The 10,000-nt window shown below is 61.0% G+C and carries 10 protein-coding genes and 1 pseudogene; 7 read left to right on the forward strand and 4 right to left on the reverse strand.

All coding sequences use genetic code 11. The annotated features are described in order from the left end of the window. A pseudogene (locus LDL37_RS11185) lies at window positions 1-886 on the reverse strand (hypothetical protein); the annotation flags it as partial. A gap of 532 nt (window positions 887-1,418) precedes the next feature. On the opposite strand from LDL37_RS11185, the gene LDL37_RS11190 reads away from it, so the two are divergent. Together LDL37_RS11190 and LDL37_RS11195 are read left to right on the forward strand one after the other, a co-directional pair. Beyond that, the gene (locus LDL37_RS11190; RefSeq protein WP_290798139.1) at window positions 1,419-2,471 is read left to right on the forward strand and encodes an SIS domain-containing protein; all 1,053 of its coding nucleotides are present in this window, start codon (window positions 1,419-1,421) and stop codon (window positions 2,469-2,471) included. Window positions 2,472-2,520: 49 nt separating this feature from the next. Further along, the gene (locus LDL37_RS11195; protein WP_290798142.1) at window positions 2,521-3,192 is read left to right on the forward strand and encodes a DUF1345 domain-containing protein; all 672 of its coding nucleotides are present in this window, start codon (window positions 2,521-2,523) and stop codon (window positions 3,190-3,192) included. Window positions 3,193-3,836: 644 nt separating this feature from the next. Here LDL37_RS11195 and LDL37_RS11200 read toward each other — a convergent pair. After that, window positions 3,837-4,103 (reverse strand): hypothetical protein, encoded by a 267-nt coding sequence (locus LDL37_RS11200; RefSeq protein WP_290798145.1) that lies wholly within the window; start codon window positions 4,101-4,103, stop codon window positions 3,837-3,839. Window positions 4,104-4,636: 533 nt separating this feature from the next. Between LDL37_RS11200 and LDL37_RS11205 the strand changes: the two genes are divergently transcribed. The 5 genes from LDL37_RS11205 to LDL37_RS11225 all read left to right on the forward strand — a co-directional run bounded on the left by LDL37_RS11205 (window position 4,637) and on the right by LDL37_RS11225 (window position 9,246). Continuing rightward, window positions 4,637-5,326 carry a ParA family protein gene (locus LDL37_RS11205; protein ID WP_126423191.1) on the forward strand — a complete coding sequence of 230 codons (690 nt, stop codon included), beginning with the start codon at window positions 4,637-4,639 and terminating at the stop codon, window positions 5,324-5,326. 3 nt (window positions 5,327-5,329) lie between these two features. After that, on the forward strand, window positions 5,330-5,665 hold the full coding sequence (locus tag LDL37_RS11210; RefSeq protein ID WP_272742416.1) for a stability/partitioning determinant: 336 nt from the start codon (window positions 5,330-5,332) through the stop codon (window positions 5,663-5,665). Window positions 5,666-5,667: 2 nt separating this feature from the next. Continuing rightward, window positions 5,668-6,597, forward strand: a complete 930-nt coding sequence (locus LDL37_RS11215; RefSeq protein WP_126423195.1) for a replication initiator protein A — start codon at window positions 5,668-5,670, stop codon at window positions 6,595-6,597. Window positions 6,598-7,489: 892 nt separating this feature from the next. Continuing rightward, on the forward strand, window positions 7,490-8,626 hold the full coding sequence (locus LDL37_RS11220) for a M14-type cytosolic carboxypeptidase (RefSeq protein ID WP_290798154.1): 1,137 nt from the start codon (window positions 7,490-7,492) through the stop codon (window positions 8,624-8,626). A gap of 221 nt (window positions 8,627-8,847) precedes the next feature. Continuing rightward, window positions 8,848-9,246: a YidB family protein gene (locus LDL37_RS11225; RefSeq protein WP_290798157.1), complete on the forward strand. Its 399-nt coding sequence runs from the start codon at window positions 8,848-8,850 to the stop codon at window positions 9,244-9,246. 126 nt (window positions 9,247-9,372) lie between these two features. Here LDL37_RS11225 and LDL37_RS11230 read toward each other — a convergent pair whose 3' ends face one another. After that, the gene (locus LDL37_RS11230) at window positions 9,373-9,561 is read right to left on the reverse strand and encodes a hypothetical protein (protein ID WP_126423199.1); all 189 of its coding nucleotides are present in this window, start codon (window positions 9,559-9,561) and stop codon (window positions 9,373-9,375) included. Window positions 9,562-9,616: 55 nt separating this feature from the next. Further along, window positions 9,617-9,826: a hypothetical protein gene (locus tag LDL37_RS11235; RefSeq protein ID WP_290798160.1), complete on the reverse strand. Its 210-nt coding sequence runs from the start codon at window positions 9,824-9,826 to the stop codon at window positions 9,617-9,619. Window positions 9,827-10,000 lie beyond the last annotated feature (174 nt).

Genomic DNA, 10,000 nt, shown 5'->3' on the forward strand with positions numbered 1-10,000 from the left:
TGTCGAGGCTGTCGTCCGAGTTGCCGGTCAGCACGATGTGCTTGAGGTTCACCGTACCACCGAACATTTCCATGCCGTCGTCCGACGAGTTGTGGACCTGAACATATTCCACCTTGGTGCCATTGCCGACGCCGGCGAAGGTGATGCCGTTCAGTTCGTTGCCCGGCAGGACTTCGAAGCCGGAGTGCATGACGCGGACATATTTCAGCGTGCCTGAATTGTCGGCCACAGAGTTACCGCCGTAGAATGCGTTCGTGCCTTCGATCTGACCCGCATTACAGCCCACGTTCGGCGGCGTCACGCCCGTCGGGCAGATATTGGTCGGCGCGCGACCCGCGATCACCAGACCGCCCCATTGGCCGTCGGACTCCAGCGTGGTGGTGCCTTCGATCGAGGCGCGCGACGTGAAAATGACGGGGTTGGTAGCGGTGCCTTCGGCGAAGATTTGCGAACCACGCTGAATGATGAGGTAGTCGAGGCCGCCCGAACCGAAAACGCGCACGCCCGGCTCAACGGTCAGGATGCCCGAGCTGCCCGCCAGCGGGGCGGTCGGATCGGCACCGAGGTCATCGCCAACGGCCACGCGGCCCGAGATGGAGTACACAACGCCCGGCAGGTTCTTCAGAACCAGGTTGCCGGTGATCTTGGACGGCAGCTGACAGTTGCGCAGACCAGCGACCACGCCGACATTGGCCAAGCCGGTCGGGCAGGAGTCTGCCGCACCCGAAGACGAAGAACTGCTCGAAGACGAGGACGACGAGGTGCCGCCGCCGACCAAGACGCCTTCGCCCGGCGAAGCGACGTTGTCAGCCCCAAAGCAGCCCGCCAGAGCCACAGCAGCGGTAAAGCCCAGCAGACCCAGGCGGAATTTCGTGGAAGTGTTCATGTCATCTCTCCAGACCAGCGCAGCGGCGCGTCGGGTAGACCCCGTTCTGAACGCACCCATGCCATCATTCGGCCTTATAGGGAGGCTGTGTGACAGAACGCCCAAACTTGTGTGACGGATTTGTGTAACCCCGGAAACCAGCACTGACCGGCGGCGGAATCGCCTCTGTAAGGCGCGTTATGTGTCTTTGCAGTCACGTTTTCGCCTGTCAGGGCACAGACAGACTCGCGAAAAGAGTGAAACACAGAGTCAAAAAAAGAGTGGTCAGCGCAAGGGCAGACCACTCCAGTAGGGCCGGGAGGAAATGAGGGAAAACCCGGTTACGGACGTGAGCGTGGCACAGATAAAGCCCAATGGCAATATTGGTTATATCCTTTTGTGCGGGTTTTTGCGTGCCTCCTGCCGGAAAACCCTCTAAATCGCTACAAAACTGACGATTTTGCGATTGGCCTTGCCACAAAAGCGCATCAGTAGTAATACCAATGCTAAGTATTGGTATCAGAAACACCCTCGTCACAAAGGAACCGTCTGCATGTCCCTCGCCTCCGTCGCCACGCCGCTGGATGAAACCACGACCCTGATGTTCCGTGAGGCGGCCGAAGGCGGCGACGCCGTTGAGCGCTTCCTGAAACGCAATGCCGAGACGCTGAGCCGCATCGCCGCGCGCCTGAAGGCCCAGCCGCCGAAGGCCGTCGTCACCTGTGCGCGCGGTTCGTCCGACCACGCCTGCACCTATGGCAAGTATGTCATCGAGACCCTGACCGGCGTGCCGGTCAGCTCCGCCGCCCTGTCGGTAGCCTCGGTCTATGCCGCCCCGGTCGTCGCCGCCGAAACCCTGTGCATCGCCGTGTCGCAATCGGGCCGCTCGCCCGACCTCCTGACCGCCGTCGAAGCCTATAAGGCCGCCGGCGCCTTCGTTGTGGCGCTGGTCAATGACGAAACCGCGCCGCTGGCGACGCTCGCCGACGAAGTCCTGCCGCTGTGCGCCGGGCCGGAGCTGTCGGTCGCCGCCACCAAATCCTGCCTCGCCGCTCTGGCTGGCTTTGCCGCCCTGACCGCCGAATGGGCCGACGACGCGACGCTGAAAGCCGCCGTGGCCGCCCTCCCCGCCCAGATGCGTCAGGCCTTCGACCTCGACTGGTCCGCCGCCCTCCCCGCCCTGACCGCCGCTACCAACCTCTTTGTTATCGGTCGCGGCTACGGCTTCGGCGTGGCGCAGGAAGCGGCGCTCAAGCTCAAGGAAACCTGCGCCCTGCACGCCGAGGCCTTCTCGGCCGCCGAGGTGCGCCACGGCCCGATGGCCATCGTCAATCAGGGCTTCCCTGTGCTGGCCTTCGCCACCTCCGACATGGCCGGCGACGGGGTGCGCGACGTGGCGGCGGAATTTGCCGGGCGCGGGGCTGCCGTGTGGCTGGCCGACACCACGCCGGGGGCCTATACCCTGCCCGCCCTGGCCGCCGAGCCCATCCTTGAGCCTATCCTGCGCCTGCAAGGCTTCTACCGCCTCGCCAACCGCCTGTCGCTGGCGCGCGGCCTCAATCCGGACAGCCCACCGCACCTCAACAAGGTAACGAAAACGGTTTAAGCCCCCTCCCCGGCTGGACATTTTCCAAAGGGCGGTCATAGCATTGTCTATGACCGCCCTTTCCTTTGTCCGCACCCTGCGTACCCGCCCGTGGCTGAGCCGTGCCCTTGCTCTGGCCCTTGGTCTGGGGACGCTTCTGGGCACCCTCACCGACCTGCGCCTGTCGCAAAGCGTGCTGGTCGCGTGGAACAGCGCCGCCGTCTTCTACCTCATCGCCCTTGCCCGGCTGATGATGACCGCCAATACCGCCGACATGCGCCGGCGCGCCGAAACGCAGGACGTCGGCAAATGGACTATATTGGGCTTGACCGGGGCCGCCATCGCCGTCTGCGTCGTCGCCATCGCCAGCGAACTGATCGCCGCCCACGACGAAACCGGCCTCAGCAAAGGCCTCGACCTCGCGCTGGTTGGCGCCACCATCGTCACCACCTGGGTCTTCGTGCACGCCACCTTCGCCCTGCACTACGCGCACGCCTACTACATCGCCATCCGCCGCGCCGAGCCCCCGCCCCTCAAATTCCCGGATTCAGACTGCGAACCGGACTATCTCGACTTCGCCTATTTCGCCTTCATCATCGGCACCGCCGCCCAGACCGCCGACGTTTCCGTCGCCTCCAAAGCCATGCGCCGCCTCAATCTCGGCCACGCCGTCTTCGCCTTCTTCTACAACACCACCATCCTCGCCCTGTGCATCAATATCGCCGCCAGCCTGCTGGGGTAAGTTGGGTTTGGGTTATGGGGTTAGGGCAAGAGTAAGCATCCGGGGTCAGTTGACCCCGGACCCCGGATGTGGGTGCGATTTCCGCGGGCGGCGTGTGGGTTTTCGGGCAGGCTTTTAGCCACTAAAAACACAAAAAGCACAAACGAGCGCCTGTGGCGCAGGTCTGCGCGTGACCTATCAAGCGCAGTGTTTTGCCACGCGAGATTTATAGAAACCACAGATTACACAGATTTCACAGATTATCCGTGTCTGCGTCAGGCAAAGGCGCGCAGCGCCATTCATCAGGGCTTGCCGCACGAAGGTCAGGGCCCTGCGGGCCGGGCGTTTCAGCGGCTCTTTCGGCTGCGCCGAACTTCGTTTCGTGTTTTTTGGTGGCTAATCTTCAGTGACATGGGGCCTTGCCGGCTTGTCAGAATGTCATGTCGTAGAAGCGAGGGAAGCCCCCACCACCATCTGCGCTTCGCTTGACGGTCCCCTTCCCCCAGCATGCTGGGAAGGTATGATAGAGACTTCGCGTCCTAACCGGGTGCAGGGGCTTTGCCCCTGCCCGCCGGAGGCCCTTGGCGGTTGGCGCGTCCATTATGTAGCTATCGGATAGCCCTCAGCTAACCGCTTGATATTTCAGAATATCTTTGACGTGACTCTCATCTATGCCCAGCAAGTCGGCATTTCCGCGATGGCAATGTCGGGACGTGCGTGAGGGCCGGACGCAGGTGTGCCTCAAGCTGTTCGCGCATGTCTTCGACCTGATTGCGGTCGGCATAGTTCATTTCCAGCAACCGGAAATGAAACTCTGGCCCTAAAGCTGTGCTGAGTGAGGCCTCATGGACATAGACCCAAGCCTCAAAAGCCGAGACGGAGGTGTCGCGACGGATAAAGCGCCACAGGGCACTATTGATCTCTTTGTCCAAACGCCCCTCCTCGTTCCGGGTGCAGGGGCTGTGCCCCTGCCCGCCGGAGGCTTCTTATCAGATACCCAAAGGATAGCCAAAGGCTATCTTACGTTTATTCAATAACTTATTGAGATAACGCCTGATTCAGCCACTGTGAGGTGTCATCACTACCGGGGGGGGGCAGATAGCTACCAACTATCTGTTATATACCCGATAGCCATGCGAAAGCTACACACAGGCTATCGGCTGGATTTCGGTTAGCTGTTAACTTCCCATTAGCTATTTACAAGCTAGGTTATGGCTAACCGAAAGCTAACGGACAGAAACCCGTCGTCTAGCTAAGGGCTTTCCGCGAGATAGCCGGTGTCTATCGGGCGACTTTCGCACAGCTTTCCGTTATCTGTCGGCGGGCTTCCGTCTGGACCCTGCGTCAGAATCGGCGCACCAACAGAATTAACACTTCATTAACCTTTGCGCAAAAGGCGCGCGCTAGCCGGTGGCTATCCGATAGCTCGCCACTCGCGCCCTAAAGCCAGCACGAGGAACCTGACATGCCGGTCATCTCCTTCATTTCGCCCAAGGGCGGCGTGGGCAAGACCACCGCGGCGACGCTGATGGCCACGCAACTGGCACGCAAGACGCAGGTCATTATTATAGACGCCGACCCCAACCGCCCGATCCTCGCCTGGTCACAGTTGAACGGATGCCCGGCTAATATCCGCATCGTGTCGGACGCCAATCAGGAAAACATCCTCGACAAGATCGAAGAGGCCGCGGCCGAAGCACCGTTTGTGGTCGTCGATTGCGAAGGCACGGCGTCGCTGACGGTGGCCTATGCCATCGGGGCGTCCGATCTGGTGGTCGTCCCAACCCAGGGCTCGCAGCTTGATGCCAAGCAGGCGGCCAAGGCGCTGAGCCTGATCAAAAATACCGAGCGTCAGTCGCGCCGCCCGATTCCGCACGCGGTGCTGCTGACGCGCACCAATCCGATCATCAAGCCGCGGACCCTGTCGGCCATTCACGAGCAGTTGCGCGCCCACGGCATCCGCCTGTTCGACACACAGTTGCACGAGCGCGAAGCCTTCAAGGCCATGTTCTCGTTCGGCGGGGCGCTGGAAACGCTGGACCCGTCGCAGGTCGCCAATATCGACAAGGCCGTGGCCAATGCCCGTGCTTTTGTTGCCGAAGCCATTGAATTGCTGAAAAATCCGGACGCGGTTCCGGCTCAGGAGGTCGCTTAATCCATGTCCGAACGCGCTTCGATCTTTGACGACGATCTTGACCTGTCGGCGTTTGACGCCCGGCCAAAACCCAAGCCGGACAAGGAGTCTCTGCGCGCCGTGGCCGAGGCGAGGGGCTTCCCCAGCCGTGAGGCCGTGGCCGTGCCGGCGGCGCCTGAGCCGGTTCTGCAACGCCGCTACCGCACCGGGCGTAACCGTCAGCTCAATCTGAAGGTCACGGACGAGGCGCTGCGCCGCTTCTATGCCGTGGCCGACGCGCAGGGTCTGGTGCTGGGGCAGGTGTTCGAACAGGCCGTCGAGGCGCTGGAAGACAAACTGAAAGCCGAGGGCAGGATCTGATCATGGCCCGCCGCGCCGCCGAATCGCAGTTCGACCTGTTTATCCCGCTCGTCAGCGACATGTCGCTGAAGGACCAGCGCGAGCTGATGGAACGGCCGTTTTTCAGCCTCGCCAAGCGCAAGCGCCTGAAACCGATCGAATATACCAGCCCCGATGGCGACACCTGGGTGAAGGTCTCAGGCAATGCCGAATTCGGTATCGCCACCATCTGGGACGCCGATATCATGATCTGGGCAGCCTCGGTGCTCAATCGTCTGAAAGAGCAGGGAGTCAATGACTTGCCTCGGACTCTTAAGACGACGTCTTATGATTTGCTGCGCGCCATCAAGCGCGATACGGGCGGCAAATCCTATCAGGAACTGAACGCGGCGCTGCAAAGGCTGGAATCGACGACCATCCAGACCTCACTGCGCGCGCCCAAGCGCAAGGACAAGGCGCAATTCGGCTGGATCGACGCCTTTCAGCTGGAGGTGGACCCGGAAACCGAGGCGCCGCGCGGCATTTCGATTACCCTGTCCGACTGGGTTTATCAGGGGATCGTCACCGAACGCTCGCTCCTGACCATGCATCAGGACTATTTCCTGCTCACCGGCGGCATGGAGCGCGCGCTTTACCGCGTGGCGCGCAAGCACGCGGGCGATCAGGAGGGCGGCTGGACCTGTCGTATCGCGATTTTGCACGAAAAAACGGGCTCAGACAGCCCGCTGAAACAGTTTACCTACCTCTTGAAGCGCATCGTGGCCAAGAACGCCCTGCCGGAATACGAGATGACGCTGACCAAGACCAATGACGGCTCGCCCGCCGTGCATTTCATCAAGCGCGACATGGAAGAGCGGGTGAGGGTGCGTGATGCGCTGAAAACGCTGGAACGGCAAACCGCCGAAGACCAGAGGGCGCTGGAAATCGACGGCCTTATGCACAAACGGTTCTAGAAAACGGTGTCGGGGGATCGGTGACTTTTTGAGGCCGATTCGTCGGGGGAACAGTGACCATCCTATCGGGGGATGGGTGACCGAATTGACGGGGGAAGAGTGACCGATTCGCTCAAGGTGAGTCGGGGGAACGGTGACCGGCGGGCGTTTTTCAGCGGTTTTGCCCTCAAAAGCCGGTGTTCGGGGGAATGGTGACCGGATTTGCCGCGGAAACAGGGTTAAAAAGCCGCGGGCAAGCTGTGGAAAATATTCTGTTTTTCCTAGCTCACTTATCGGGGGAAGAGTGACCGCCTGCACGGGGGAACGAAGACCCGTCGCGCGGGGGATCAGTGACAAAGTGACGGGGTATCAAAGATTAACAAAAGGTACCCTTGTTGATTTTAAAGGGGAATTCCGGCTGTTTTTTCGCTTAACCTATTTAACTAGATTCACTAACAGACTCTCTTAACAGCGAGAGGGGAGCGGTATTAAGGTCCGTGCGCGGTCCGCCTTGTGCGACCTTTGAAGGGTCGCTCAGGCGGACATCTACGGGGAAAGACAGTTAACACCCGACCGGCAGAGTCACCGAACAGCACAGTCACCGGGATTTACGGTTCACCGCGTCCTGTTCCTTGACCTCAGTGGGTGAGTTTGCAGTGACCGCCTTCAATACAGCCGAGATATACGCGCCAGACTCTGATTTCAGACGTAAAGCCACGGTTTTGATGCTGAAAAACGACCCCACAAGACACGGAGTCGCTTGGAGTCCAAGGGATTGCGGCGAAAAGAGGCCGTCACTGATCCCCCGATAGCCCATGCTCCCCTTAAAACACGGGCCCGAAATGACGTGACGGCCTCCGATTCGGTCGTTATGGAAACGATCACTACATTCAACCCCTTGCGGAGACGCGACATGGCGGTCAGCATCCATTCCGATTTCGATGGTGGCAATATCGAGGTGGTGCAGGCGCACGGCGGCGGGCGTTTCGATCTTGCCATCCGTCCGGATCATCAGTCGCACTATTACCAATGGTTCTATTTCCGCGTAGACGGGGCCTCAGGCGTCGATCTGGAACTGCGCCTCACCAATGCCGGGGGATCGGCCTATACGGGCGGCTGGGAGGGCTACAAAGCCCGTATCAGCAGCGACGGGGCCCATTGGAGGCAAGCCGACACCGCATATGCCGACGGCGTGCTGAGCATCCGTCACCGGCCCACCTCTGAAACCCTGTGGGTGGCCTATTTTGCGCCCTATGACAGTGACCGTCACCGGGCACTGGTCGAGCGGGTGAAGGCCTTGGCCGGCATCAGTCACCGGGTTTTGGGCCAAACGCTCGACGGCCGCGATCTTGACCTGTTCAGCGTAGGGGAGGGGCCGCGCGTCGTGTGGCTCTATGCGCGTCAGCATCCGGGCGAGACCATGGCCGAATGGTGGATGGAGGGGGCCATTCCCTGGCTGTGCAGCGACGCGCCGGAGGCCGTAGCTCTGCGGGCGGCGGCGACCTTTTACATCGTGCTCAACTGTAACCCGGACGGCAGCGCGCGCGGGCACCTGCGCACCAATGCCGCCGGCACCGATCTGAACCGTCAGTGGGCCGAGCCCTCGGCCGAAAAGAGCCCGGAAGTGCTGGCCATCCGCAACGCCATGGACGACACCGGCGTTGATTTTGCCATCGACGTGCACGGCGACGAAGCCATCCCGCACGTCTTCATGGCCGGATTTGAGGGCATTCCGTCATGGACGCCGCAGCGTGACGCTCTCTATCGCCGCTATCTGGCCGCCCTGTCGGCGCGCACGCCCGATTTCCAGACCACCTATGGCTATGCGGTCGATGCGCCGGGGCAGGCCAATCTGGCCGTTTCGACCAATGCCGTGGCCGAACGCTTCGGGGCCATCGCCATGACGCTGGAAATGCCGTTCAAGGACCATGACGACGCGCCGGACGCGATTGAGGGCTGGTCATCGGCCCGCTCTCAGGCCCTGGGCGTAGCGTGCCTGAAGGCGCTGTCGGACGTGATCACGGATATCCCGCTGCGCGCCCGCGGCTGAAAACATCTGCGTGAGGCAAAGGTTTGCGGGATTAGAGCGCATTTCGTTCAAATTGAATCGAAATCGCGCTCTAAATTTTTGGTTTAACGCGCTTTTTTTATCCGAAAAGTGCGGCACACTTTTCGGAAAGCGCTTATCGGGGGATCGGTGACCGCATCTCCTGACTCGACTCCGCCCGATTCGCCGCGCAAGGTAGAATGGGAACACATACGGAGCGGATCATGTTGAACGATATTCTGGGCGCCCTCGGCAGCAAGCTCGATCTGGGCAATCTCGACCTCGCCGGTCTGGCGCAGCAACTGGGCGGGCAGGGCCTGATCGGGGACGTGCTGGGTCAATTGGAGCAGGGCGGTCTGGCTGAGGTGGTGCAGTCGTGGGTGTCGAACGGCGCCAACCTGCCGGTATCTCTGGAGCAGTTGCAGTCGGCGCTGGGGCCGGACATGGTCAATCAACTGGCCGGGTCACTGGGCATTGATCCGGCGCAACTGGGCGACGTCCTGCCCGGTGTGGTCGATCAGTTGTCGCAGGGTGGGCAATTGCCGCAGGCCATAGCCGAAGCCGCCCCGAACCTCCTGGGGCAGGACGGTATCGGCAAGCTGCTGGGCGGTCTGTTCCGCTAGATCATTATGATAAACATAGTGATCTAGCTTTTTCAGTCCCTCGCCGGGCGGTGGCTTCGCCACCTTGGCCTCCGCCTCAATGGCGGCTTGAGCGGACTGATTATAGACATCATTCCGCTATAATCCTTACTCCATACCCTTAAGGGCGCGGGCCGAGCGCAGACCATTGCGGCGCAAGGCCTGCACCGCATGGCGCAGATCGGCCAGAGCCTGCGCCCGCGTGCTGCCGGACGCTTCATAGGCGGCGACCGTTTCGGCGATCAGTTCGGCTTCGGCGGGCCAGTTGTCGTTGGCAGCGATCAGTGTAGGTGTCATGGCGGGCATATTACGGCAGGGGAGGGGACTGTCTATAGCGGAAGGGGGTTAAAAATTACCCCGGTAGCAGGCCGTTTTCGCGCGCGGTCTGAGGGTCGAGGATCATCTGAATGGCCGGGCGCCCCAAAACCCGGTCCACAGCGCGCCCATCCTCACCATAAAGACCGTCTGCCACGCGAAACACGCCCTTAAGACACTCAATAGCCGGCTGCGCCACCGCCTGACCGGCCACCAGCACCCACGCTCCGTCATACAGTCGGCTCATCGCACCCTCCGTAAGTTCCTTTTTTGTTCTCATATCCGGGCGCGAATGTCAAGTCGATAAGCGGAGGCTTGCAAAAGCTATCCGCTAGCTATCTGTTATATTGGTTATAACCAATGCCGCTCCACCCTATAACTTTTGGGCTTGATTTCGCGGAAAATCCGCCGTCACATAGGT

Source organism: Asticcacaulis sp. (genome assembly GCF_020217185.1).
Lineage (GTDB): Bacteria > Pseudomonadota > Alphaproteobacteria > Caulobacterales > Caulobacteraceae > Asticcacaulis.

Bases quoted from the DNA above. Each gene is read 5' to 3' on its own strand.
- LDL37_RS11195 (WP_290798142.1), top strand. From the start codon at position 2,521: ATGACCGCCCTTTCCTTTGTCCGCACCCTGCGTACCCGCCCGTGGCTG.
- LDL37_RS11225 (WP_290798157.1), top strand. From the start codon at position 8,848: ATGTTGAACGATATTCTGGGCGCCCTCGGCAGCAAGCTCGATCTGGGC.
- LDL37_RS11220 (WP_290798154.1), top strand. From the start codon at position 7,490: ATGGCGGTCAGCATCCATTCCGATTTCGATGGTGGCAATATCGAGGTG.
- LDL37_RS11230 (WP_126423199.1), bottom strand. From the start codon at position 9,561: ATGACACCTACACTGATCGCTGCCAACGACAACTGGCCCGCCGAAGCC.
- LDL37_RS11210 (WP_272742416.1), top strand. From the start codon at position 5,330: ATGTCCGAACGCGCTTCGATCTTTGACGACGATCTTGACCTGTCGGCG.
- LDL37_RS11215 (WP_126423195.1), top strand. From the start codon at position 5,668: ATGGCCCGCCGCGCCGCCGAATCGCAGTTCGACCTGTTTATCCCGCTC.
- LDL37_RS11205 (WP_126423191.1), top strand. From the start codon at position 4,637: ATGCCGGTCATCTCCTTCATTTCGCCCAAGGGCGGCGTGGGCAAGACC.
- LDL37_RS11235 (WP_290798160.1), bottom strand. From the start codon at position 9,826: ATGAGCCGACTGTATGACGGAGCGTGGGTGCTGGTGGCCGGTCAGGCG.
- LDL37_RS11190 (WP_290798139.1), top strand. From the start codon at position 1,419: ATGTCCCTCGCCTCCGTCGCCACGCCGCTGGATGAAACCACGACCCTG.